Source organism: Acinetobacter sp. ANC 4218 (assembly GCF_002135245.1).
Taxonomy (GTDB): Bacteria; Pseudomonadota; Gammaproteobacteria; order Pseudomonadales; family Moraxellaceae; genus Acinetobacter.
This window is the reverse complement of record NZ_NEGD01000011.1, coordinates 13,359-39,811: the sequence shown is the minus strand read 5'-3', so window position 1 is coordinate 39,811 and position 26,453 is coordinate 13,359. Positions and strand designations below refer to the sequence as shown.

Below are 26,453 nucleotides of genomic sequence, written 5' to 3'. Positions count from 1 at the left end.
TGAAAGCGGTCTGTTATGTTATTTTGATTTTTATTGATAGAATTTATTTTATAAGCTTCAGCCAAAGCTTATTCGTATGGCATGCTATTTCGGTATAAATGGACATTGGAAATAGCACTCAAAAGGCAGATGATGTATTGCCTCTACAAATTAAAGATTTAGGGATTTGAATCGGTGTTTGAGCTCGACTGTAAATTACTCAGCGTTTTTCTTTATATTTATAAATATAAAAGTGTTTCTGTCGCGGCTGAATATCTGGCCATGAGTCAGCCCACAGTCAGTAATATCCTGAATAAAATTCGTCAGCATTATAATGACCCGCTTTTCTTAAGAATCGGCAATGAAATGGTGCCGACTGAACTGTCGAAACAGCTGTTTCCACTGGTCAGTGAAGCCTTAAGTAAAGTTGAAATCATCAATAATTTCACCGTTGATTTTGACCAGACTACTTCACAGCAGAAATTTACTATTGCCATGACCGATGTGTCGCATTTGGTGTTATTGCCTAAAATTTCCCAATATTTAAAACAGCATGCTTCAAATATTCGTTTAAATGTTCGCGCCATTACTTCTGAAACCAGTTATCAAATGGCCAATGGAGAAATTGATCTGGCGATTGGTTTTTTACCCCATCTGGAAAATGGTTTTTATCAGCAAAAACTGTTTGAGCAATATTATGTGGTGATTGCATCCAAAAACCATCCGCGGCTGAGCGAAAACAGTCTAAGCACTGAACAATATATCAATGAACCCCATATCGATATTGATGCCGGAATGGGGCATTATCATATTGAAAATGAATTGTTAAATTTAGAACTGAAACGTAATATCTTGATGCGCTTGCCCAGTTATCTGGGCGTTGGGCTAGTGGTACAGGAAACCGATGCAATTGCGACCGTACCTTATTATTTAAGTGAAGTGTTATTGTCGCGCGGCAATTTACAGATCTTTGATGCACCGATTACTTTCCCCACCTATGCAGTCAAGCAATATTGGCATATGTCCTGCCATCACAAGACCAGCCATCAATGGCTGCGGCAGATGTGTTATGAATTGTTCTCGAAAATGAATGACCTGGATGACCCTATGCATAAAATCATTCATCAATAATTGATTTATTGAAACCCGGACATCAAGAAATTTTATCCGGGGTCATTAAGGCCTGGTTAATATACAGTTTAATCAGGCGTTCACGTGAACCAATGGCTTTCTGGTAATGGGTTGAATTGAGCAACAAGGAAGCACCATAGGTGACCGTCCAGATATAAGACAAATAGTCGCGAATCGACATGGCACTATTGAAGGATTTTAGATATTCGTCGGTCATGTCCTTAATTTCAATAATCCGCTCTTCACGTACCCGATAAAGCTGTTCAAATAATTCTTTCAGCTTGCGTTCATTATTGGTTAAGCGTTCTTCAATCACATGCAATAAAATGGTCCGGTTGGAATTTAACATGTTGTAGAGCATGTACTGTGAAACATAGGTTTTAATATTATTTTTATATTTTTTTGAAATTTCCAATAATCTTTTTTCATTCAAGATGATCAGTTCTAAATAGAGCTGATTCTTGCTTTTAAAATGTTTATAAATGGTCCCTTTGGCAATATCCAGCTCACACGCAAGTTCTGCCAGGGTAATGTCCTGATTATTATCCAGCAACAGTGTTTCTGCCATGGCTAAAATTTTCTCTTTGCGTAATTGAAAATTTTGTTGGCGTACCGTATTCATCGCAAGTCCCAGAAAGACATAAAAAAAGCCAATTTAAAATATACCGATATCAAGCCTATGACAACCCAACTAATGTCTGATATGAGCTAAAAACAAAGCACTGCTTTGTTTTTAGCATAAGAAAATAAAAAGCACTTTTTTGTTTTAATGCAAGAGAGGCAATATAAACTGATGGTTAACGAAGCACATTAAATCAGCTTAGATTTGCAATTGCATAGCACAAAATAAAAGTCAATCAGTGAGAACCTGAGAGGTCAATAATCATCAATAAAATTCCAATTACCGCATAATTATTTTATTGTCTTTTTGCGTTGAAAAAAGGGATTAACCCATAAAACGCAAAGAGCAGATATGCTGATTTAACCGTATTTCATTCACATATTTAAGCTTAGGCTTGATGGTGAGTGGTTCAGTTTAAAGTGATTTACAGAAACCATGTTTTATTCGTTGCTCATAATAGTAATGATGAAATGATTCTGAGCACTCGAGCTGATGAGTAAAGTTTTTAAACCTGATTCTCGCTACATTCATTTTTTTCTTCATGGATGTTGCAAACTGCGCGAATGGTCAAATTTTACTTAGAGAGATGTATGTGAGAATAAATCCGTTATTTCAGTATAGGTTCTTACAACTTTAAAAAGCACTTCACTATTTTTAATGCGAAGTCTTCACATAAGGAAAGCAATATGCCTATTTATAACGCACCCCTTAAAGACATGGAATTTATTTTAAATGATGTATTTAAGGCAGATGAATTCTGGCAGGGTAATGAAAACCTCGCTCATTTAGATATGGCAACGGCGAATGCGATTTTAGAGGAAATGGCCAAGTTTTCTAAAAACGTCATCCTTGATCTAAACCGCAGCAGTGATGAAGAAGGCGGCGCACAGTTTAATAATGGCGTGGTGACTACACCTAAAGGTTTTAAAGAAGCATTTAAACAGTTTGCCGAAGGTGGCTGGGTAGGTCTGGGGGCACCTGAAGAATGGGGCGGTCAGGGCATGCCTAAAATGCTGACGGTACTGGCTGATGAAATGATCTGGAGTACGAACCCCTCATTTATGCTCTACCCATTACTGACTGTGGGTGCAGGTATGGCGATTAATGACCGTGCTTCCCAAGAACAAAAAGAGACTTATCTACCAAAATTCTACACTGGTGAATGGTCAGGTACCATGTGTCTGACAGAACCGCATTCTGGTACAGATCTCGGGCTGATCAAAACCAAAGCAGAACCGAATGAAGATGGCTCTTTCAATATTACCGGTACAAAAATCTTTATTACCAGTGGTGAACACGACCTGTCTGAAAACATCATTCACCTAGTTCTGGCAAAAACACCCAATGCACCAGCTGGCTCACGTGGTATTTCCTTATTCATCGTGCCGAAATTCCATGTCAATGCAGATGGATCGGTGGGTGAACGTAATGCCGTATCTGCCGGTTCTATCGAACATAAGATGGGGATTAAGGGATCTGCGACTTGCGTGATGAACTTTGATGGTGCCAAAGGTTATATCGTGGGTAAGGAAAATGAAGGTCTGGCGGCCATGTTCGTGATGATGAACTACGAACGCTTATCTATGGGGATCCAAGGGATTGGCGCGGCTGAGTTTGCCTACCAGAATGCTGCACAATATGCCACAGACCGTTTGCAGGGCCGTTCGGCAACCGGTGCAAAAGCGCCTGAAAAACCAGCCGATTCTATTTTAGTGCATGGCGATGTGCGTCGTATGTTGCTGAATGCTCGTGCCAACAATGAAGCATCACGTGCTTTTGCGGTTTATGTGGGACAACAGCTCGACATTACCAAATACTCCACCGATGCAGAAGCAGTACGTAAAGCGAATGACCGTGTTGCATTGCTTACCCCAATTGCAAAAGCTTATCTAACCGACAAGGCACTTGATTCAAGCCTGGAAGCACAAATGGTGTTTGGTGGTCACGGTTATATTCGTGAATGGGGCATGGAACAATGTATTCGTGACTTGCGTATTTCCCAAATTTACGAAGGCACCAACGGCGTTCAGGCGATTGACCTGATTGGCCGTAAGACCATCAAATGCGGTGGTGCATACCTTGCTGAATACATTGTGGAAATTCGTGAGTTTGCACAAGCTTTAGATGATGCCTTGCCAATTAAAGCCGCTACATTAAATGTGTGTACACAGGTTGAAGACATTACCGCTTTCATTGTGGATCAGGCAAAAACGGCGCCAGAGTTATCTAATGCTGTAGCAGTGGATTACTTGCATGTAGTGGGATTACTCAGTTTTGTCTATATGTATGCGCGTATTAGCCAGGCCGCTCAACCAAAAGCGGAAGCGTTCTTCCAGAACAAACTGGTGTTAGCGCAGTATTATGTAGCCAAAGTTTTACCTGACCTGGCTGCACGTGTACAACGTATTCAAGCCGGTCCCGATGTAGTGATGCAGTTACCAGAGGAATACTTTACTGCCCAATCTTAAGTTTGGCACGATGCTTTAATACAGGGTTTAATAAAGATGGAAATGACATGAGCTGAAGGTATAGCTCATGTCACACAACAAGATTGATAAATTAGGATGGAAAAAATGATTGTTATTGTAAATGGTGTTCGTACAGCAATGGGTGGCTTCCAAGGAGCACTGTCTCCATGTACAGCACCAGATTTAGGTGCAGCAGCTATTAAAGAAGCTATAGCGCGTTCGGGCTTGCAACCCACAGATATTAATGAAGTAATTTTTGGCTGTGTACTTCCGGCCGGTTTAAAACAGGGTCCGGCACGCCAAGCCATGCGTCAGGCAGGTTTACCTGACAGTACGGGTGCAACTACTATTAATAAAATTTGTGGTTCAGGCATGAAAGCGGTGATGCAGGCTGCTGATGCCATTAAAGCCGGTTCTGCTGAAATTGTAGTTGCAGGCGGTATGGAATCGATGAGTAATGCACCATATCTACTGGACAAGGCGCGTTCCGGTTATCGTATGGGACATGGCAAAATCACCGATCATATGTTTCAGGAAGGTCTGGAAGATGCTGAAACCGGTCTTTCTATGGGTATTCTTGCACAAGAAATGGCAGATAAAAAAGGTTATACCCGCGAACAGCAAGATGCCTTTGCAATCAGCTCGTTGAATAAAGCGGTCACTGCCATCAACAATGGTTATTTTAAAGAAGAAATCGTGCCTGTAACCGTGTCTTCACGTAAAGGTGATGTAGTTGTTGAGCAAGACGAACAACCGCTGAATGCCAAGGCCGATAAAATTCCAACTTTACGTCCTGCATTTAAAAAAGATGGCACCATTACTGCCGCCAATTCCAGTTCGATTTCAGATGGTGCATCGGCTTTAGTGCTGACTTCAGAGGAAATTGCGGCGCAACGGGGCTTAAAACCACTGGCAAAAATTGTCGCTTATGGCTCCAACTCACAACATCCTACAGAATTCAGTATTGCACCAGTCGGTGCGATTGAAAAAGTATTGAAAAAAGCCGGCTGGAATGCTCAGGAGGTTGATCTTTGGGAAATCAATGAAGCATTTGCCATGGTGGCGATGGCTGCGATAGATGCGTTCAATCTGGATGAAGCAAAAGTGAATATCAATGGTGGTGCTTGTGCATTGGGTCATCCACTCGGTTCATCAGGTTCACGTATTATCGTGACTTTAGTACATGCCCTAAAACGTACCGGTGGTAAAAAAGGCATTGCCAGTTTATGTATTGGTGGTGGTGAAGCAACTGCTGTTGCAGTCGAGCTGATCTAAAAAGTCTCTATCAGCGTAGAGCGATAAGTAACGAATTAGAATTTAATAAGCAATAACAACCACCATTCCAGCACGCCGGGATGGTGAAAAACAATATGTTTATTTTTGAGATTTTTATTATGAATGGTTTAGATCGCATTCGCTTAGTCTCCCTTCGCGACAAAGTTATGTCTGCTGAACAAGCGATTAAATTGATTCAAGACGGTGCTGTAGTCGGTTTAAGTGGTTTTGGTGGTGCAGGTGAGGCAAAAGCAGTACCGTTGGCGCTGGCTGAACATGCCAAAGAGCATCCCTTGAAAATTACCCTGGCGACAGGTGCCAGCCTGGGCAATAAAATTGATGGCCGTTTAAATGAAGCTCATGCAATTGAGCGCCGTTATCCTTATCAGGCTGATCCCGGTCTGCGTAAATCCATCAATGCTGGTGAGGTGATGTATATCGATCAGCATTTGTCTGAAATGGCCGATAACATCCGTCATCACAACTTGCCGTCGATTAATGTCGCGGTGATTGCAGCAACGGCGATTACTGAAGATGGGCAGATTATTCCAACCGGTTCATGCGGTAACTCGGCCAACTTTGTGGAAATGGCGGATCATGTGATTGTCGAAATTGATAACACCATTAATCCGGTGCTGGAAGGCGTACATGATATTTATGTACCGAAAGCCCGTCCGAACCGCGCACCGATTCCGTTGATTCATGTGGGTGACCGGATTGGTACCGTAGGAATTCAGGTCAGTCCGGAAAAAATTTCAGCGATTGTGCTGAATGACATTCCTGATACCTCTTTTAACATGGATGAACCGGATGAGGATACTTTGGCTATTGCCAAACATCTGATTCAGTTCTTTGAAGGCGAAGTGGCAGCTGGACGTTTACCGGAAAATCTGGGCCCATTACAGTCTGGAGTCGGTTCGATTGCCAATGCGGTTTTTTCAGGTTTTGAACATTCCAATTTTCATGACTTGGAAATGTATTCGGAAGTGTTACAGGACTGTACCTTTGAGTTGATTGATTCAGGTAAAATGACCTTTGCTTCAGGCTGTTCAATGACCTTGTCAGATTCTTGTGCACAACATGTGATGCAGAATTTTGAACAATACAAAGACAAAATTGTGCTGCGTCCGCAGGAAATTTCCAATAATCCTGAAATCATCCGCCGTTTGGGGATTATTGCCATCAATACCGCACTAGAGTTTGATATTTACGGAAACGTCAATTCTACCCATGTCACCGGTACCAAAATGATGAATGGTATTGGCGGTTCAGGTGATTTTACCCGGCATGCCCATATAGCAATTTTTGTGACCAAATCGGTCGCCAAAGGTGGGGCTATTTCATCTGTAGTTCCAATGGTCAGCCATACTGACCATACTGATCATGACGTTGATATTTTGGTGACAGAAAACGGTCTGGCAGATTTACGCGGTCTGGCTCCGCGTGAGCGTGCCCGCAAGATTATCGATTTATGTGCGCATCCTGATTATCGCGATGAACTGAATGATTATTTTGAACGCGCCTGTGCACGTGGTGGACAAACCCCGCATCTTCTTGAGGAAGCCTTGTCCTGGCATGCAACATTTGAAGAGACTGGAAACATGCATAAAACTGCATAAAGATAGCTAAATATATAAAACAAAACCCATCTTCTGATGGGTTTTTTAATTTCTAATCTAATTCTAAATTAAGTTTTTATGAATGAAATGTGGAGAGAATTTTCAAAAAATGACGAAGGCAAGACAGATTCATTACGGCTGAAACGTTTTGCCTACAAGATCTCGCTTAACGCGCAGAGGGTTCTTTCTATAATGACCGCATCGTAACATTCAAGGTCTTAAGTTTTGAAATATCTTCAATATTTTTCAGGAATCTCATTAGCACTGTTGTTAACTGCTTGTAGCACTGAAGCACCGGATTATCAGGGGAACTGGAAAAACACCCTGGAAAATCCAAAACTGGAAAATATCCTGGTCATTTCCAAGAATGGTGACAATTATTTCATTACCAATACGATAAAAGATAAAGCGACGGGTAAAACTGAAAAGAAAAATCCTGTACCTGCCTCAGTGGGCAAGAATGGTTTTCTTGAGGTGAATGCTGGTGCGGCTATGGTTGATTTTGCGATTGACGAGAAAACCGGCAATCTGGTGGGTTCAGGCTCGGTCTATAAGAAAGCAAAATAATCATATACACCTACGTCTACAGAAGATGTCATGAATATGAATGATTTATGGCATTTTTTAGCTGAAAAAAATTAATAAGGCTTCAAAATCTTTAATGAAATATTCTACGTTCGCTCGAATTTCATCTATTTCATACGCTGAATACTGATCAACGATGGCAATAACAATGATGCCTATGTTATTGAGAAAGGGGAAACGGTGAAAAACAGGGCAGGTGCTGTAATATACTTATAGCCATCACTGGGAGAAAAATGGCATTGCCTTGGGGGTAACCGTTTAACCCAACATTTTACAATTACAGATTTTTGGCCAAACCGTCGTCAAAATTACCGTGTGACCTTTAATGAACCAGATCAGGTCAAAAATTTGTAAGACCAGAAGCTAAGGGAACAACTTGGTGCAACAGCCTAATACCAAGATATGAACATTGAGTTCAAAAACGGGTTGATTCCACTAAAATGTCTCATGTTTTTATAGGGGGCTTTTTTATTTTTCAGAAATCATTCATTTTATTTTTTGGCATGGTTCCTGCTGTGTATAAATTACCATATTTATAGAGGAGAGCCATTCATTTGATCACTCAACAGCAAGTATCGGTTAATTCAGTATGTATAAAAAAACTGTACATACACTATAAAATAAAAGACCTCAATAACTAAACCAAACTTAGTTTAAAGCAAGTTTCAAACGGCCCCCGAGTTAGTTACAAGGGGGCTTTTTTTGACTGTATATTATTTTTTATTCTTATTTATCTCAAAAATCTGAAAATATTCCCTGCTGAATGTAACAGAATTGGTCTTCGTTAATTCTTATGATCATTGCTAACAGATTTTATTATGCAAATGTATAAAATCAGTGAGATAGGATATTAAAATTGGAAAATATAATTAATCTTGAACAGAAGTTAAGCACAAAATTAGAGAATTTATTAGGTCTATTGCAGGAGAATAATGATGATAGATAATCAAGATCGTGAAAAATTATGGGAACTGATTAAAGAAATACGATTTTCAATGATCAGTCATAGTACTGAATCCCAGGAAATCCATGCACAACCCATGACTATGCTTAATTCTGAACGTATGAATGAGAGCCAGAACCTTTACTTTATTTTGAAAAATACCAATGATCTGGTGAATGCGATTGAATCTGGACGTAATCAGATTGGACTGTCCTTCGCTAAACCTTCAGATAGCATTTATGTGTCAATTAGTGCACATGCACATATCAGTACAAACTCCGCCCTGATTGATGAACTGTGGAATTCATCGGCTGAAAACTGGTTCGAAGGAAGAGATGATCCGAGTGTACGGGTTCTGGTTGCGGAGGCCATCAGTGCCGAGTATTGGAATATCACCGACAATAAAATGACCCAACTGTTTAAGGTGATGAAAGGAAGTCTTACCGGTAAAACGGATGAGCCCCATGCAGAGCATAAAAAAATGAATCTGTAGAAGGTTAAGGTTGTCTAATTGAAGATCACTATTCTAAAAATAAATAAAATCTTGAAGTTTAAAAATCGGCTCTGTAGCGTAAAACTATAGGGCTTTTTTATCGGGTCATCGAGATAGTTGAATGATCATTTTACTTTTCAAAGGAAAGTTGAAAGAGGACCACTTCCTCATGAAAATGACTCGACAGGATTGCTGAAAAAAAGAGCTAAAGATAGCCCGGTGTACTGAAGTAGATGTTTGCTATGAAATTAAGATATTGAATCTTTAGGAGATTTCTTTAGTAAGTCGTATATCTTATAAAAACATTAATGAATAACCACTTTGAATTTGGCTTTTTCTCTAAATAATTGCCATAAAAATCTCCGATAAAAAAGATCAGATAGGCTTGAGAAAATTTTTATAATTATTTCAATAATATGATTATTTAGTAGAAATCCTGAAAAACATAAAATATTGTTTTTTATTTATTTATTTTAAAATAATTAAAGTTTTAGATAGTTTATTGTTCTTTTACCTAAAGAGATTAGATATTTACAGTAGTTACAAAATATTCTTTAAAATTCCTAAAAAATCGGCTTGATTTACTCTTTTTTTGTGTATAATTTCGCCAAATTAAAACCCTGGTTTAGTTATAGGAAATATCTATAATTTTGCCGGGGTTTTTCTCTGGAAATTATCCTGAAAGGGACGGCCAAAAAACCTATTTCTTGTGGTGGCACACATATGTTTTTAACTAAAACAGCACATCTGGATCATGCAACTCAGCACTCTGCACAGCGTTTATCTACATTACTAAGCTTCTTTAGTTTAGGTCTCAGTACTGCAGCATGGGCTCCGCTGATTCCTTATGCACAGCAGCGACTTCACCTGAATCATGCCGATTTTGGTACTTTATTGCTATGTATTGGTGCAGGTTCCATGCTGGCAATGCCCGCAACAGGTTTACTGATCCAGAAAGTGGGGTGTCGTGCCATTATTTCCGTAGCCGTTTTATTGTTGCTCATGGTTTTACCCACCTTTGCCTTAACCAGTAGTATTTTGATCATGGCCATTGCTTTGTTCCTGTTTGGTACAGCTGCGGGTAGCCTGGGTGTGGCAATTAATTTACAAGCTGTGATTGTGGAAAAAAACAGTGCCAAAAGTATGATGTCGCAGTTTCATGGCATGTGCAGTTTAGGTGGTCTGGCCGGAGTCATGACGGTTACTGCCTTACTTGCAGTGGGTGTGAGCCCCTTGATGAGTACTTTGGCAATTTGTCTTTTATTGGTGGTTTTGAGCCTAATTGCTGTGCCTAACAGTTTAGCGGTCATTGAAAAGGAACCAAAAACTGATACTACTGAAGTTAAAAGCAAGACCAAAAAATTCCCCAGTCCGTTAATCATTTTAATGGGTCTGGTGTGTTTTATTGCTTTTCTTTCAGAAGGTTCGGCAATGGATTGGAGCGGAATTTATCTGATCAATGAATACGGCGTAAAACCTGCTTTAGCTGGTCTGGCGTATACCTGCTTTGCAATTGCCATGACTTCGGGGCGTTTTGCAGGTCATTATTTAATTGAGGCTCTGGGTGAAAAAAATATCATCATTTACAGTGCAGTTTGTGCAGCGCTTGGACTGTTTACGGTGGTGGTTGCTCCGCACTGGATCGTGGTTTTGTTGGGCTATGCCTTGCTTGGTTTAGGCTGTTCCAATATTGTTCCGGTGATGTTTTCACGTGTGGGCCGTCAAAGTGTCATGTCTAAAGCAGCCGCATTGTCATGTGTTTCTACCATGGCGTATACAGGCTCTTTATTGGGACCTGCTTTGGTTGGGATTAGCAGTGAAATGATGGGCTTGTCTGTCGTCTTTGGGTTTATTGCGACTTTGCTTTTAACCATTGCTTTTTTAAACCGTTTTACTCAAGTCAAAACTTCTTAATATCTTGATTTAATTTATTAAAATAGAACGAGCATATCCAAAAGTTGATATGCTCGTTTTTTATGACTAAAAAATATAAAATTTTTTTTTTAAATACTTAATAATTCGCAATTTTCTGACAGGCTTTTTTAGTGAATGAGGGAAGGATATTCACTTTTTCAACGCCTTTCAGGTCGGCTAAAAATGCATTACGCCAGTCATTGATATCAAAACTTTTTAAGCCATTCATTAATTGCTGATAACGTTCCAAACGTTCCGATTTTGCCATGGTTAAGGCTTTTTTTAATGCATGAATCATGCTGCTGCAATTTTCAGGATCGACCATTAATGCTTCAGACATCTGTGTTGCTGCACCGGTATATTTTGAAAGAATCAGTACTCCCGGATTTTCCGGGTCTTGGGCTGCGATAAACTCTTTGGCCACCAGATTCATTCCGTCGCGCAAAGAATTTACCCAGCAAATATTGGCTTGCCGATAAATTTTCATTAATACATCATGTGAAATGGTGGCATGGATACAGTTGATCGGTAACCAGTCATCTTGGGAAAACTCCTGATTAATCCAATCCACCTTGGACTGTAAATGTTCGAATAAATCTTTATACGCGGCAATTTCCATACGGCAGGGACAGGCAATTTGTATGTCGATAAGATGCTTATGGTATTCAGGATTGCTCTGTAAAAATGCTTCCAGGGCATTAAACCGTTCGATTAACCCTTTGGAATAATCAATGCGATCGACGCTAATAATGGTTTGCTGATCACTAAGACTCTCAAATTCAAATATAGTGGAAGTATTTTCATCTTTTTGCTCGGCGACTTTTTGTATCAGTTCGGGGTTAACCCCAATCGGATAACATTGCACAGTGACCTGATGATGATTAAAGCTCAACATGTGAGTATTGATAGGCTGAGTAGCCAGATAATGACTGCACAGTTGCATACATTGCTGCTGGTCATGTTCAGTTTGTAAACCCACAACATCATACTGGCAAAGGTCTTGAATCAATGAAAGTGCAGTAGGAATTAAATTCCAGATCTTTAGGCCAGCAAAGGGAATATGCAGGAAAAATCCAATTCTATTTTTCATGCCCATTTCCCGACAATAACGCGCCACACTTAAAAAATGGTAATCATGTACCCAGATCAAATCGTCTGGCTCGGCCATTTGTTTGAGCTGTCTGGCGAATAGCTGATTAACCTGTTTATAGGTCGTGTATTGTTGAGCTTGGTATTCAATTAAATCGGCGCGATCATGCATTGCCGGCCATAAAGTATTATTGGCAAAACCACAGTAATAATTTTGGTACTGTTCTTCGGTTAAAGGACATGTAACGTATTCCACACCTTTATATTCGGTTTGATTGAAGTGCGGCTCTTGATGATTAGCAATTTTTTCACCATTCCAACCCAGCCAGATTCCACCAATATCAGCAAGTGCATCTTGCAATGCCACAGCTAATCCCCCAGCAGTAGATTTATCGGGATTGGGTAAACTGACACGGTTCGATAATACGATTAATCTAGACATGTTTTTTCTCCCTCTGATACTTGAGACAGTCTCAAACAATGTGCTTCTAAGAATTGTGAAAATAAATCAAGAAAGTCAGAAACATCTTCAACATTTTTTAGTCGGTAATGCGCCTGGGTAGGTTCTGGTCCAACTTTTATACTGATACCTTCTAACTGATTGATAACTTTGAAGCCAGACTCGTCGGTTTTGTCATCCCCAATGAAAATAGCGAATACATCATTAAGATTTAAATACTCCAATATCGTTTGAATCGCTTGTCCCTTATCTGCCTGTTGAGGAAGCAATTCAAATACATATTTCCCTTCATTTATTTTCAGTTCTGGGTAGGTTTCTAGAACTTCTTTAGCAATTTGTTTTGCAATATCAGCAAGTTCAGGATGTTGACGATAATGTATGGCAACAGAATAGGTTTTGTTTTCAATCAACAATTGAGGATAGGGCTGACAGCGTTTTCGAATATCGTCTTGTAATGAAGAAAAATGAATTGTATTTGTAGCAATATTGAATTGAGTGTCGTCATCGATTTTTATTTCTAGGCCATGCGTACCTGCTATGGGCATTTTTAAAGGAAACAGGAGTTTTGAGGCAACCTTGACTGAACGACCGGTAAGAAAGATGATCGAAACATTCAAATGACTTAACTGCTGTAAAGTATTTAAGGTGGTCAATGAAATAAAACTTTGAGAGGGATCAGGATGAAATTCTGAGATTGTTCCATCAATATCCAGAAATAAACAATACTTTTTATCCAGGGATAAATAAGGAATTATAAACTGTAACAAGTTATGAGCGTAATATTGATCGGGGTGATAATAAGAACTTGAGCCACACATATTTACTGTCTATTAATTATTTGATTCATTCATAAATATCATTAAAAAAATAATTGAGGGATAAAAATATTATTAAAGCTACATAAAATAAATAAATTTTACATAGTTTATGCTTATTTTATTTTTGTCTAATTTGAAATATGTGCCTGAGTGAGATTAAAAAATATAGATTTTAAGGTGTTAGAATGTAGATAAAGTCTCATTCTAAGTATTTTTTTACATTTAAAATCCGATTAAAAATACTTGCAAAATCAGCCAAAAAATAAATTGTAATTATTGATATTTAATGAATATATAGTTAAAAAATAAGGTATTAAACTTGCTAATTAAATATTTTTGCATAACATGGTTACATTTTATATAACTTTGATTACACGAATGTACATTGACGTATATTTGTCACAATGCAATATTTTTTCTATGAAAACATATTGAATTTATAATTCAAGTGGATATTCACTTGGAGTGTTTAGTAGACATGATCTTGAAATAATATTTAAAAAGATTAATAACGTCATCTTCTTGATTATAAATTTGAATTGAAAATTATTATAATTTTTTAAGGAGGAAGTATAAGACTTATTGTTCTTGATTATCATTGTGAGCAAAAAATGATTTGTTAATTTATATAAACTTTAACCATGATTACTTTAGAAAAATATTGCTATAGGATTTATATAATTTAATTTGTAATTTGGTTAAATCAATCTAAACATATTTATATAAGCGGATAAACATGAATATGAAAAATGAATTATGTAGTCTGGAACAAATTTATAATTTTTTACTTATGCGTCCTTATTTTCATAAGAACACCCAGTTCGAGAAGTTAAAAGAATTTTTTTATGAAATCCATGAAATGAATGGCGGTTTTTTTTTGAAGTTAAAAATTCTTATAGCTTTTTGGGGACATTTAACGGTAAGCAAAAGGTCATAGATTCTACCCATTCTCCTAATTTTCTTGATAAAAAAGTATTCTTGGAATGGGTAATCAGACAGATAAATTAACGATGAGATAAAAGCTATTTTATGCTCTGTACCTTTTAGAAATATGATGGATGGAATCAACATGATCAAGAAACATATATGCTTTGTAGTAATGGCACTATTGTGGTTAGGGGGATGTCAAACCTATAGCACAAATCAAACGCACTTTATCATGATTACAAAATCATTAGGAACCAAACAGTGTTCGGGAGTCAATGCCGATGATCAGCTTCAGCAACTTAAACATGAATTAGAACAGGCAAATATTAAAGTTTTTGCTGCTGAAATAGGTACAGATCAAATGTCACATATTGCTTTATGTGGGGCAGACGACGGTAAAATCGCGATTTTCAAAATTAGACAAGAGTCAGTCATTAGCGCTGAGAACATGGGGTATAAACTAAAAATAACGAATGAATAATGATTGCCGGTTTAATTTTGTTGAAATGACAGATTAACAATCTTACTTAGGAAAAGATCAGAGTACAGCTCCTAGTAGAGCTATTTCAGAAGGAATGTGTGATTTGTAATTAAAAGCGACTGATTAAAGTCACTTTTAATTGATTCAATCTGATGTTGTTAATGGATACGTACCCAAGTCTGGCTCCGACCAAGGGCAGATATACCAATATAGCCTCGACCATTGAAAGTTTTGCCATCTTCAGAGAGTTTGGCATTAAAGCTATAAGTTTTACCATTTTTAGGATCGGTAATTTTTCCGCCATCATAGCTATTGTTCCCCGCTTTTTTCAGTCCAGATACGATCTGTACGCCTTGAAGCGGTTTATTATAAAATTTACCCTTACACTTGGTACATTTTTCTCCTTCAGTGCCTTCCAATACATCTACAATCTTTGCTGAAAGCACACCCTTCGATGTTTCAGTAAATTGAACCACAGATAAGGGTTTCTTGGTCACATCATCAATCGTTTTCCATTTGCTTCCATGTAAGGGGTCGGCAGCCAGAGCCAGTGTGGAAACTAGCGACAGTCCGATTATACTTAGCGTTGTTTTTATCATCATTTGACCTCAACTGATTTGAGTAAACCTTTTTTGTAGAAATGCTTGAAGTCGTAGTTCGAGTTCAGACTTCAACAGGCACAAAATGCAGGTTTGCAGTTTGTAGCTAAAATCTTATTGAAAGATTTAGTATCTATTGTGGAAATTTTTATGAGCTTATGTGTGGAACCCTTTAATTGGATGTAATTTTTATTTTATTTTTCTACATAATTTGATTGAAATTTACTTTATTTCACAATTCATGATGAAGCTCCACATGATGTCTAGTCGTGACTTATACCTGAGTAAGACCTACATATTTAGTAAAGTGTCTGGAAATATTGTCTTGATAGTGCCAGATCTAAGTTATCCTGTTTTAAGCATTTCTCATCAATAGGCGAGAACAGCAGACAAAAGTTATCAATCAGGCAAAATCCCTCTATAATACCGTCCATCATTTCTAGGGTCAGTCGTTTGCTTTGTTATACGAATGACGCTAGTCACACTATTTTTTAAGTCAGTTTCTTATCTGTAATTCGGCTTATATTTTATTTTCTGATTTTTATGTGTTGCACTGACACATAAGAATATTTAGGTGCCCGCATGGAAATTAAGGTCAATTATCTTGACAACCTTCGACAAGAAGCCAAGTTCGATGATTTCACGGTAATCGCCGATCAACCCATCCGCTATAAAGGTGACGGTTCAGCGCCAGGTCCCTTCGACTATTTTCTCGCATCATCAGCATTATGTGCCGCTTATTTTGTAAAGGTGTACTGTACAGCGCGTGACATTCCAACCGATAACATCCGTTTGTCGCAAAACAATATTGTCGACCCGGAAAACCGTTACAAGCAGATTTTTAAAATTCAGGTTGAATTACCGGCTGATATTTCCGAAAAAGACCGCCAGGGTATTTTGCGCTCCATTGATCGCTGTACGGTAAAGAAAGTGATTCAAACCGGTCCGGAATTCGTAATTGAAGAAGTGGAAAGTATTGATGCCGATGCTCAAGCTTTGCTGATGCCGAGCTTGACTTCGGAAAGCAGTACCTATATTCCGGGTAAAGACCTGCCGCTAGAACAGACCATCGCCAATATGTCCGGCATTATGGCGAAGTTGGGGATGAAGATTGAAATCGCATCATGGCGCAACATTGTACCGAATGTGTGGTCTTTACATATTCGTGATGCACAATCGCCGATGTGCTTTACCAACGGTAAAGGTTCGACCAAAGAAAGTGCTTTGGCTTCGGCCTTGGGTGAATTCATTGAACGCTTGAACTGCAACTTCTTTTATAACGACCAGTTCTGGGGGCAAGATATTGCCAATGCTGAATTTGTGCATTATCCGGATGAAAAATGGTTCCAGCCAGGTCCAAATGGGGAATTGCCAAAAGAAATTCTGGATGAATACACTTTAGAAGTTTATAACCCTGAAGATGAACTGCTCGGCACACATTTGTATGATACCAACTCGGGCAATACTGCGCGCGGCATCTGTTCATTGCCATTTGTGCGTCATTCTGATGGTGAAACGGTTTATTTCCCATCCAACCTGATTGAAAACCTGTATCTTTCCAATGGTATGAGTGCGGGGAATACCTTGGCCGAAGCCCAGGTCCAGTGTTTATCTGAAATTTTTGAACGTGCTGTTAAACGCGAAATTTTAGAAGGTGAGCTTGCACTTCCGGATGTGCCTGAACATGTACTGGCAAAATATCCAAAAATTGTTGAAGGGATCAAAGGTCTGGAAGAGCAAGGCTTCCCGGTACTGGTTAAAGATGCGTCTTTAGGCGGCCAGTATCCGGTGATGTGCGTGACCTTGATGAACCCGCGTACTGGTGGTGTATTTGCCTCTTTTGGTGCACATCCGAACTTTGAAGTGGCGCTGGAACGGAGTTTGACTGAACTGCTACAAGGTCGCAGTTTTGAAGGCCTGAATGATTTGCCCAAACCGACATTCAGCAGTAACGCGGTAACCGAGCCGAATAACTTTGTCGAGCACTTTATTGATTCCAGCGGTGTAGTGTCATGGCGTTTCTTTAGTGCCCAGTCTGACTACGCGTTTGTAGAGTGGGACTTTACTAACCAAGGTCAAAACTCCAATGCTGAAGAAGCGGCAATGTTGTTCGGCATTCTTGAAGATATGGGCAAAGAAGTATACATGGCTGTGTACGAGCATTTAGGTGCAACCGCTTGCCGTATTTTAGTACCGGGTTATTCGGAAATTTATCTGGTTGAAGATTTAATTTGGGATAATACCAACAAGGCATTATTGTTCCGTGAAGATATCCTGAACTTGCACCGTTTGGATGAAGACCAGCTGGTCGCTCTGGTTGAACGTCTAGAAGATGTTGAAGTAGATGATTACACTGAAATTAGTACCTTGATTGGGATCGAGTTTGACGACAATACGGTTTGGGGCCAGCTCACCATTCTGGAATTAAAACTATTGATTTATATTGCATTGCAAGAGTTTGAAGAAGCCAAAGAATTGGTGGAAACTTTCCTGCAATACAATACCAACACAGTCGAGCGTGGCTTGTTCTATCAGTGCATGAATGTAGTGCTTGAAGTCGAACTTGACGATGACATGGACCTGAATGATTACGAAGCAAATTTCCGCCGTATGTTTGGTGATGAGCGTATGGAAGCGGTGATCGGCTCGATGGACGGCAGTATCCGCTTCTATGGTTTAACTGAAACCAGCATGAAGCTTGAAGGTTTGGACCGTCATTTACGTCTGATCGATAGCTATAAAAAACTGCATGCAGCACGGGGCAAAACTTTGTCAAAGTAAACTCTTATTGAGGAGGACTCAGGTTTTCCTCTGATGCGAATATAAGCAAGAAAACGGTTTGTTCATAATGAATAAGCCGTTTTTTATTTTGAAAACCGCTTTAATCATTTCCTGATTTTTTTTAAATTAACTTTTATGAGGTAGAGAGGGGTAGATGATCATTGGTAGTATTCCAGGTCTCTAACAAAATATTTATCCTTTGGGTTGATTTCAGGTCATCATAAGCAACTTTTATCCATTAAATACAGATGCATACTTATAGTTTCAGCTCATGTTTCAAGTCTAAATGAAGCCCTCGAATTGAAAGTGTAAAACTTGCTGCAAATAAAGTTTTAGTAGCATATAAAGGCTGTTAAAAGTAATTAAGCATATGAAATTATTAATATTAACTATAAGAATGATAAGCTGTTTAAGATTAAATTTTCGAAACTGAAAATAGCCAGTGCTTAATATTTTTTTATGGTTCAGGGTATCAATCCAAACTTTGCGCTATCAAAGCCCATCCCATTTTTAATTAGTCATGCCTTCGACTAGAGCATAGAATTAGTTCACTTTTGTTGTAATGGCGTTAGGCATATGGCAGTGAGCTGGATTTTCTTCACTTTAATGGCAGCATTTATGCAGGCCTGGCGTAATGCCTTTCAAAAACAGCTGAGTACCACGGTCGATGTCTGGGGAGTCACGCTGGCTCGGTTTATTTTTGGATTGCCATTTGCTGCTCTTTACCTCAGTAGTCTGTATTATTTCAAGCCGGTTGAAAGTATCGTCCACTTCACGCCAAAGTTCTGGGTCTACATTGTGATTGCAGCTTCCAGCCAGATTTTAGCCACTGCATTGATGGTACAGCTGTTTAAGCAAAAAAATTACGCGATTGGGGTAGGGCTGGCTAAAAGTGAAGCGATACTGGCAGCGATTATTGGCGTAACTTTCTTGGCTGACCATTTGTCCTTTCTGGCCTGGATTGGGGTGGCACTGGGTGGTTATGCGGTATTTTTGCTGAGTAAAGGCCAGCAGATGACCGGGTTCTCAGCCAAAACACTGGCAATTGGTATCGGAAGCGGTTTAAGTTTTGCGATTACTTCATTACTGGTACGGGAAGCCAGTCTGGAACTCACCAACTTACCAAATTTACACCGTGCAGCATGGGTACTATTGCTGGTGATCAGTTTCCAGTGTATCAGTATGCTGCTTTATCTGGGGCTGTTTAGTCGCCGTACTTTAATCGCCATGTGGCAACGTTTGGGCCTCACCTTTAAGGTGAGTGTGTGCAGTTTTATGGCATCGCTCGGCTGGTTTACTGCCATGAGCATGATGAGTGTACCGGTGGTCAAAACCTTAGGCCAAATCGAGATTCTGTTTAGTATGCTGATTTCCGCTTATTTCTTTAAAGAAAAACTGGCCCGTGCGGAGCATTGGGGATTGGTGCTGGTAGTAATTGCGGCAATTTTAGTGATCTGGGCCTGATGCGAGAAAAAGATGGAAAAGATAAAAAGCCACTTCGAAAAGTGGCTTTTTTACTCTTGCTCTGTGCTTTTTTAAGCTGCAATAAATTTTTGCACCGCCTGATTAAAGGCTTCAGGTTGCTCTACATTGGAAATATGCGAGGCATTGATTTCAAACAGCTGACTATGGGCAATACGTTCTTGCATGAACTGACCATCAGCCACTGTAGTTACCGGATCTTGCTGACCTGCTATTACCAGTACCGGCACAGGAATATCTTTCAGCTGTTCACGTAAATCCGCTTTAGCCAAAGCTTCACAACAGCTTGCATAACCTTCGCTGCTGCCAGCTTCCAAGTCGTTTTGAAGATTTTCAACTACTGTTGGGTTGCTTTGGATAAAGGGTTCGGTAAACCAGCGTGATGCTGCGGTAGAAGCGATTGGTTGTAGGCCTTGTTCACGTACCAATGCGGCACGCTCATTCCAGGCCTGTTCCTGACCAATTTTGGCTGCGGTGTTGCAGACAATCACGTGGCTAAAGCGTTGTGGATAATGAATAGCGAGCCATTGACCGGTTAAACCACCCATTGAAATACCGCAGAATGCAGCTTTTTCAATTTTTAAATGATCAAGCAGGTTGATAACATCTTGACCCAGTTGATCAAGGCTATAAGGACCTTGTGGCGCAGATGAAGCCCCATGACCACGGGTGTCATAGCAAATCACAAAATAATCCTGTTTGAAGTGATTAAATTGTTTTTGCCACATCCCATAATTGGTGCCGAGTGAATTAGAAAAAATCAAGGCTGGGTTGGCTGCATCACCAAAAGTCTGGTAATTGATCTGGGCATCGTTAGATGTAAAAGTTGGCATTAAAATCCCTCCCGACCTCCCTTTCTTGCATTTGATTCAAAGCAGTACTTTGAATCTACATTCAGGGAGGAGGTTTATATTTTTAATAGTCTGTTAGACACGTTCAATAATCAAAGCGATGCCTTGACCGACACCAATACACATTGAGCAAAGAGCGTATTTACCGCCAGTCTGTTCAAGCTGGTTGAGTGCAGTCGTCACAAGACGTGCGCCAGATGCACCGAGTGGATGACCCAAAGCAATCGCACCACCGTTTGGATTGACTTTCTCTGAACCATCTTCAATGCCCAAGTCACGGGTACATGCCAAAGCTTGTGCTGCAAAAGCCTCATTCAGTTCAATCACGTCCATCTGTTCAATAGTCAAACCTGTTTGTGCCAATAATTTCTTGATGGCCGGTGCAGGACCAAAGCCCATAATACGTGGCTCAACGCCGACTACTGTCGAACCGATAATTTTGGCACGCGGTTTTAAACCGTGTTTAGCAACTGCTTCGTCAGATGCAATTAATAGGGCAGCCGCACCATCATTGATCCCAGAAGCATTGCCTGCAGTTACGGTACCATCTGCTTTCACTACTGGCTTGAGTTTTGCCAAAGCTTCTGGTGTTGTTGCACGTGGATGTTCGTCTTTATCAACTACAACTGGATCGCCTTTACGCTGCGGAATCACCACAGGAATAATTTCTTTATCGAAGAAACCACGTGCTTGGGCTGCCGCTGTACGTTGCTGGCTGGTTAAAGCAAACTGATCCTGATCGGTACGGTTAATATTGAACTGTTCCGCAAGGTTTTCAGCGGTTTGCGGCATGGTTTCTACGCCGTACATTTCTTTGAGTTTCGGGTTAATGAAACGCCAGCCCATGGTGGTGTCTTCAATTTTTTGACTACGACCATAGGCAGATTCAGATTTACCCATGACAAATGGCGCACGACTCATTGACTCGACACCGCCAGCAATAATCAGTTCAGCTTCACCGGCTTTAATGGTACGCGCAGCCATGGCAATGGCATCCAGTGATGAACCGCAAAGACGGTTAATCGTCGTTGCTGGTACTTGATATGGTAAACCGGCTAAAAGTGCAGACATACGCCCCACGTTACGGTTATCTTCACCGGCCTGGTTGGCACAGCCATAAATCACGTCATCAACCTGTTCCCAATTGACTGATGGATTGCGTTCCATTAAGGCTTTGATTGGAAGTGCACCCAAGTCATCGGTACGGACAGGAGCAAGGCCACCGGCATAACGGCCAAATGGGGTACGGATGGCATCTACGATATATGCATTTTTCATGTTTTATTTTTCCAAATCTTTTAATCCCTCCCAACCTCCCTTTAAAAAAGGGAGGAGATTCCTACCTAAAATTACGAGGTGGAAGTCCCCCTTTGAAAAAGGGGATTTAGGGGGATTTAAAATTATGTTTAAAGACGATTAACCCTGAGTCGCATCAATCAGTTTGGCACCGGTCATTGACTGCAATTCTTCAAATGACAGACCTTCAACTTTCTCAATCACTTTCATGCCTTCAGGGGTGACATCAATCACGCAGAGATCAGTATAGATACGATCGACACATTTCAGGCCCGTTGCTGGATAAGCCAACTCAGCGACGATTTTTGGCTCGCCTTTTTTAGTCACGTGATCGGTGGTAATAAAGACTTTTTTCGCACCAACGGCCAAGTCCATTGCACCGCCCACTGCAGGAATCGCATCTGGTGCACCGGTATGCCAGTTGGCCAGGTCACCATTTTCAGCGACCTGGAAAGCACCCAGTACCGCAATGTCTAAATGACCGCCACGCATCATCGCGAAGGAATCACCGTGGTGGAAGAAGGCACCACCTTCAAGTAAGGTCACGAATTCTTTACCGGCATTAATCAGCTCAGGATCACGGTCTTCTTCAGCAGGAGGAGGGCCGAAAGCCAACAGGCCATTTTCAGAATGTAAAAACACGTCTTTGTCTGAAGGCAGGTAGCTGGAAATCTTGGTTGGTAAGCCAATGCCGAGGTTGACATAGGCGCCATCAGGAATGTCTTGTGCCACACGTTCAGCGATCTGGTCACGGGTCAGTTTGCTATAGCTCATCGTTTCTCTCCGATACCAATTATTGTGCAGGTTTAACTTGAACAACGTGTTGAACAAAAATTCCCGGGGTAATGATGTGTTCAGGATCCAGTGCACCCAGTTCAACCACTTCAGACACCTGGGCAATGGTCACGTCTGCTGCCATCGCCATAATCGGACCGAAGTTACGCGCAGATTTACGGTACACCAGGTTGCCCCAACGGTCGCCTTTATGCGCCTTGATTAAGGCGAAATCCGCCTTGATCGGGTTTTCTAAAACGAAGTCTTTGCCTTCATAGTTCAGGGTCGGTTTACCTTCAGCCAGCAATGTTCCGAAACCTGTAGGCGTGTAGATTGGACCTAAGCCCATACCAGCAGCCTGAATACGGCAAGCCAGGTTACCTTGAGGAACCAGTTCCAGTTCGATTTTGCCGGCACGGTAAAGTTCGTCAAACACCCAAGAGTCAGACTGTCGCGGGAAAGAACAGATGATCTTGCGCACAGCACCCGTCTTTAAAAGTTTGGCCAGGCCGTAATCGCCATTACCAGCGTTGTTATTCACAATAACCAGATCCTTGATGCCAAGCTCAATCAGGCCATCAATCAGCTCTGCCGGCTGACCCGCTGTACCAAAACCGCCAATCATGATGGTCGAACCATCTTTAATTTGAGAGAGGACTTCCGTTAATGAAGCCACGCTTTTATCGATCATAATCGTTCCTAACGCTAAAATTATTTAGTTTCAGTTTGGGAGAGGGAAACAGTGTTTGACACTGTCGGACCTGTTTTGGGTTTGCTTAATAAAAGATGGGCGACGAGACCGATACAAATGCCCCAAAACACCGAACTCAATCCGAGGAAATGCATACCGGATGCCGTAGCTAAAAAAGTGATTAAGGCTGCATCACGTTCGCTTTCATCTTTCATGGCCACTGAAACATTGGTGGCAATGGCACCCAATAGGGCAAGGCCTGCAAGCGCTGCCACCAGTTCTTTCGGCAGCAGGCTGAACAGCATGACAATACTGCCGGCAAATAAACCGCCTAAAATGTAAAACACACCATTGGCGATTCCTGCGATATAGCGCTTATCTTTAAGTTCATGTGCATCCTTACCCATACACAAGGCAGCGGTAATGGATGCCAAAACAATGGTGATGCCACCCACGCAAGCCACAGCAAGCGATGCAATACTGGTGGTAGTTATAATCGGTTTTGCAGGTGTGTCATAACCACTGAGTTTCATAATCGCCATACCAGGCAAAAACTGCCCGCTAAGACTGACCAAGATTAGTGGAATCGCCAGATTCAGCATGCCATTAATTGACCATTCAGGGTTAATCCACTGCGGAATGGCAAGACTGAAATCGACAGTGACTGGATTCATTTTGCCGAGGATTAAACTGAGTAAAACTCCTGCAAGCAGTACCCACACCATGCTGTAACGTGGACTTACGCGCTTGGATACTAGAAAAACCAGTAGCATGCCAAACACGATCAGGGGCATGCTGTTTGTAGCGGTGAACAGTCCCAAGCCAAATTGAAATAAAATCCCGGCCATCATGCCCGCTGCAATGGATTGGGGAATCCACTTCAGCAGCTTGTCGAAATAGCCTGTCAAACCAATAAAAAGAATCACCAAAGCGGCCGTGATATAGGCAGCGACCGCTTCATTTAATGAAATATTGGGGAATAGTGTAACCAGCAGTGCCGTGCCGGGCGCTGACCAGGCGGTGATAACCGGGACTTTGTACTTGATTGATAAAAAAATCCCAGCAACTGCTGCACCAATGGAGATGCCCCAGATCCATGAAATCATCATGCTGGGGTCAACATTGGCTTTTTGTGCCGCCTGAAAAAAGATGATTAATGGCCCGGAATAGGAAATCAGCACGGCTAGAAATCCTGCAACCGTTGCTGACACAGACCAGTCATCTTTTAAGCTTTTAAACAGGGTCGTCATTGCTACTGCCTCCATGCTGATAAATCAATGATCCTGTACCACGCCTATGATCAGGGTTAGCCCTGATCACCACCACCAACGGGAACTACCGTTCCTGTCATATAAGACGATTCGTCAGATGCCAGGAAAGTGATGGCATTGACTTGTTCCTGAATCGTGCCATAGCGTCCCAGGAAGGTACGGTCAATGGTTTGATCAACCACTTGCTGCATCCATTCTTTTTCAGATTCAGTCAGTGGATTGGCATTACGCGGTACTTTACGTGGTGGGGCTTCTGTTCCACCTGTCGCAACTGCATTGACACGAATACCATCTTTGGCATGTTCAAAGGCGAGGGAAGCGGTTAAACCATTCACACCACCTTTTGAAGCTGAATAAGGCACACGGTTAATACCACGTGTTGCAATTGAAGATACGTTGACAATAGTACCTTGCTGATTCTTGATCATTTCAGGCAATACCGCACGGCAGCACCACATGGTTGGGAACAGTGAACGATTCACTTCCTTGATAATTTCTTCTTCAGAAAATTCTTCAAAGGGTTTCATCCAGATGGCACCACCAACGTTGTTGATGAGCATATCAACACGGCCATAGGTCTCAATTGCTTGGGCAACCACAGATTCTGCACCTGCAAAGGTTTCCAGGTTAGCCTTGACGATAATTGCATCACCTTCTTGTGCTTCAATTTCCGCTAATGTCTCGTCGACGTAATCAGATATATCTGCTAGAACAACTTGAGCACCTTCGCTGGCCACTTGTAGCGCTACACCGCGACCGATGCCTTGAGCGGCACCTGTCACGATCACAACTTTGTTTTCAAATCTTTTTGCGCAATTCATTTGATTCTCCAACTTAGTTTGCAGAGAATTTTTCGAACAGGAAGTTTGCTGGTTTAACACCTTCAGCTTCTAACCAGCCACGAACCGCTTCGACCATAAGGACTGGACCACATAAGTAGATGTCTACGTCACCACCATTTAGCCATTCATTATCGATATGGCCTGTGACATAACCTTTACGCTCATGTGCAGATTCCGGGTTTGCCACAACGGTACGGTATTCGAACCATGGTAATTTCGCCTGAAGTTCGTTAAGGCGCTCTAATGCAACCAGGTCAAAGTCGTTGGTTACACCAAATACCAGACGTACAGGCTGTTCTGAACCTTTTTCTTCCAGAACGGATAACATGGACAAGAATGGTGCAATACCTGTACCGCCTGCCAGCATCACGACAGGGCGTGCAACATTACGTAAGTAGAAGCTACCGAAAGGACCGGTAAAGTTCATCTTGTCGCCCACTTTAGCCGTTTGGCTCAGGAAGCTGCTCATTTTGCCATTCGGGACATTACGAACAACGAAACCGGTTTTACGGTCACCCGGTTTAGAGCTGAAAGAGTAAGAGCGGGTTTCAGATGTACCAGGAATACCGACATTGACATATTGGCCTGCCAGGAAATTAATTTCTGGCTCAGCAGCGTCAAGTTCGATTTCAAAAGTAATCGTTGATTCAGAGAGGTTCTCAACAGAAGTTAGAGTACCTTGATAAGTATGAATTTGAGTTTTACAAACATCAGAAGTTGCCTGAATCTGGAATACAGCATCAGAAGTCGGGTGGCATTGGCAAGCCAGTACATAGCCTTCAGCCGCTTCTTCAGGTGTTAACGCATCTTCGATATAAGTTTCTTCCGGCATATCATAAGTGCCTGATTCACAAAATGCACGACACGTACCACATGCACCATCACGGCAATCTAGCGGAATATTGATCTTTTGGCGATATGCTGCGTCAGAAAGAGTTTCACCGTCAACAACAGTAATAAAACGCGTTACGCCATCTTCAAATTGAAGTGCAACATTATGGTTTGACATGGCAAGTATCCTACAAATGAGTTAAAACATCAGGTGGCCCGGGCCAACATTCC

Annotated in this window: 21 protein-coding genes; 10 read left to right on the top strand and 11 right to left on the bottom strand. The window is 41.1% G+C overall.

Annotated features, from left to right (window positions below):
* Window positions 1–174 precede the first annotated feature (174 nt).
* Window positions 175–1,110 carry a LysR family transcriptional regulator gene (locus tag B9T38_RS11680; RefSeq protein WP_086196961.1) on the top strand — a complete coding sequence of 312 codons (936 nt, stop codon included), beginning with the start codon at window positions 175–177 and terminating at the stop codon, window positions 1,108–1,110.
* Between the two features lie 22 nt (window positions 1,111–1,132).
* Here the strand turns inward: B9T38_RS11680 and B9T38_RS11675 are convergent, their stop codons facing one another.
* A complete protein-coding gene (locus B9T38_RS11675) occupies window positions 1,133–1,732 on the bottom strand; it encodes a TetR/AcrR family transcriptional regulator (RefSeq protein ID WP_086196960.1) in 600 nt (199 codons plus the stop codon).
* Between the two features lie 686 nt (window positions 1,733–2,418).
* On the opposite strand from B9T38_RS11675, the gene B9T38_RS11670 reads away from it, so the two are divergent.
* From B9T38_RS11670 to B9T38_RS11645, 6 genes are all read left to right on the top strand, one after another.
* Window positions 2,419–4,200 (top strand): acyl-CoA dehydrogenase C-terminal domain-containing protein, encoded by a 1,782-nt coding sequence (locus tag B9T38_RS11670; protein WP_086196959.1) that lies wholly within the window; start codon window positions 2,419–2,421, stop codon window positions 4,198–4,200.
* Between the two features lie 105 nt (window positions 4,201–4,305).
* On the top strand, window positions 4,306–5,475 hold the full coding sequence (locus tag B9T38_RS11665) for a thiolase family protein (RefSeq protein WP_086197079.1): 1,170 nt from the start codon (window positions 4,306–4,308) through the stop codon (window positions 5,473–5,475).
* Between the two features lie 119 nt (window positions 5,476–5,594).
* Entirely contained in the window at window positions 5,595–7,094 is a 1,500-nt protein-coding gene (gene scpC / locus B9T38_RS11660) for a succinyl-CoA:acetate CoA-transferase ScpC (RefSeq protein ID WP_171263234.1), read from the top strand.
* A gap of 225 nt (window positions 7,095–7,319) precedes the next feature.
* The gene (locus B9T38_RS11655) at window positions 7,320–7,661 is read left to right on the top strand and encodes a hypothetical protein (RefSeq protein WP_086196958.1); all 342 of its coding nucleotides are present in this window, start codon (window positions 7,320–7,322) and stop codon (window positions 7,659–7,661) included.
* Between the two features lie 953 nt (window positions 7,662–8,614).
* Entirely contained in the window at window positions 8,615–9,115 is a 501-nt protein-coding gene (locus B9T38_RS11650; protein WP_086196957.1) for a pyridoxamine 5'-phosphate oxidase family protein, read from the top strand.
* A gap of 723 nt (window positions 9,116–9,838) precedes the next feature.
* A complete protein-coding gene (locus B9T38_RS11645) occupies window positions 9,839–11,029 on the top strand; it encodes an MFS transporter (protein WP_086196956.1) in 1,191 nt (396 codons plus the stop codon).
* A 97-nt stretch (window positions 11,030–11,126) separates the two neighbouring features.
* Here B9T38_RS11645 and B9T38_RS11640 read toward each other — a convergent pair whose 3' ends face one another.
* Window positions 11,127–12,560, bottom strand: coding sequence for an alpha,alpha-trehalose-phosphate synthase (UDP-forming) (locus B9T38_RS11640; RefSeq protein WP_086196955.1), 1,434 nt, complete (start codon window positions 12,558–12,560; stop codon window positions 11,127–11,129).
* Window positions 12,548–13,396 (bottom strand): trehalose-phosphatase, encoded by an 849-nt coding sequence (gene otsB / locus B9T38_RS11635; protein WP_086196954.1) that lies wholly within the window; start codon window positions 13,394–13,396, stop codon window positions 12,548–12,550. Before otsB ends, B9T38_RS11640 begins: the two co-directional genes overlap by 13 nt.
* Window positions 13,397–14,465: 1,069 nt before the next feature.
* Between otsB and B9T38_RS11625 the strand changes: the two genes are divergently transcribed.
* Entirely contained in the window at window positions 14,466–14,804 is a 339-nt protein-coding gene (locus B9T38_RS11625) for a hypothetical protein (RefSeq protein WP_086196952.1), read from the top strand.
* A gap of 158 nt (window positions 14,805–14,962) precedes the next feature.
* Here B9T38_RS11625 and B9T38_RS11620 read toward each other — a convergent pair whose 3' ends face one another.
* Entirely contained in the window at window positions 14,963–15,403 is a 441-nt protein-coding gene (locus B9T38_RS11620; protein ID WP_086197077.1) for a DUF2147 domain-containing protein, read from the bottom strand.
* A gap of 582 nt (window positions 15,404–15,985) precedes the next feature.
* Between B9T38_RS11620 and B9T38_RS11615 the strand changes: the two genes are divergently transcribed.
* Both B9T38_RS11615 and B9T38_RS11610 read left to right on the top strand, forming a co-directional pair.
* Window positions 15,986–18,184, top strand: coding sequence for an OsmC domain/YcaO domain-containing protein (locus tag B9T38_RS11615; RefSeq protein WP_086196951.1), 2,199 nt, complete (start codon window positions 15,986–15,988; stop codon window positions 18,182–18,184).
* A gap of 576 nt (window positions 18,185–18,760) precedes the next feature.
* Entirely contained in the window at window positions 18,761–19,648 is an 888-nt protein-coding gene (locus B9T38_RS11610; RefSeq protein ID WP_086196950.1) for an EamA family transporter, read from the top strand.
* Between the two features lie 71 nt (window positions 19,649–19,719).
* Here B9T38_RS11610 and pcaD read toward each other — a convergent pair whose 3' ends face one another.
* The 7 genes from pcaD to benC form a co-directional block, all read right to left on the bottom strand.
* On the bottom strand, window positions 19,720–20,499 hold the full coding sequence (gene pcaD / locus B9T38_RS11605) for a 3-oxoadipate enol-lactonase (RefSeq protein ID WP_086196949.1): 780 nt from the start codon (window positions 20,497–20,499) through the stop codon (window positions 19,720–19,722).
* Between the two features lie 93 nt (window positions 20,500–20,592).
* A complete protein-coding gene (pcaF, locus tag B9T38_RS11600; protein WP_086196948.1) occupies window positions 20,593–21,795 on the bottom strand; it encodes a 3-oxoadipyl-CoA thiolase in 1,203 nt (400 codons plus the stop codon).
* Between the two features lie 138 nt (window positions 21,796–21,933).
* Window positions 21,934–22,587 (bottom strand): 3-oxoacid CoA-transferase subunit B, encoded by a 654-nt coding sequence (locus B9T38_RS11595; RefSeq protein ID WP_086196947.1) that lies wholly within the window; start codon window positions 22,585–22,587, stop codon window positions 21,934–21,936.
* A gap of 19 nt (window positions 22,588–22,606) precedes the next feature.
* Window positions 22,607–23,278, bottom strand: a complete 672-nt coding sequence (locus B9T38_RS11590; protein ID WP_086196946.1) for a 3-oxoacid CoA-transferase subunit A — start codon at window positions 23,276–23,278, stop codon at window positions 22,607–22,609.
* Between the two features lie 20 nt (window positions 23,279–23,298).
* The gene (gene benE / locus B9T38_RS11585) at window positions 23,299–24,528 is read right to left on the bottom strand and encodes a benzoate/H(+) symporter BenE (RefSeq protein WP_086196945.1); all 1,230 of its coding nucleotides are present in this window, start codon (window positions 24,526–24,528) and stop codon (window positions 23,299–23,301) included.
* Window positions 24,529–24,584: 56 nt separating this feature from the next.
* Window positions 24,585–25,370 carry a benzoate diol dehydrogenase BenD gene (gene benD, locus B9T38_RS11580; protein ID WP_086196944.1) on the bottom strand — a complete coding sequence of 262 codons (786 nt, stop codon included), beginning with the start codon at window positions 25,368–25,370 and terminating at the stop codon, window positions 24,585–24,587.
* Between the two features lie 13 nt (window positions 25,371–25,383).
* Window positions 25,384–26,400, bottom strand: a complete 1,017-nt coding sequence (gene benC / locus B9T38_RS11575) for a benzoate 1,2-dioxygenase electron transfer component BenC (RefSeq protein WP_086196943.1) — start codon at window positions 26,398–26,400, stop codon at window positions 25,384–25,386.
* Window positions 26,401–26,453: the final 53 nt, after the last annotated feature.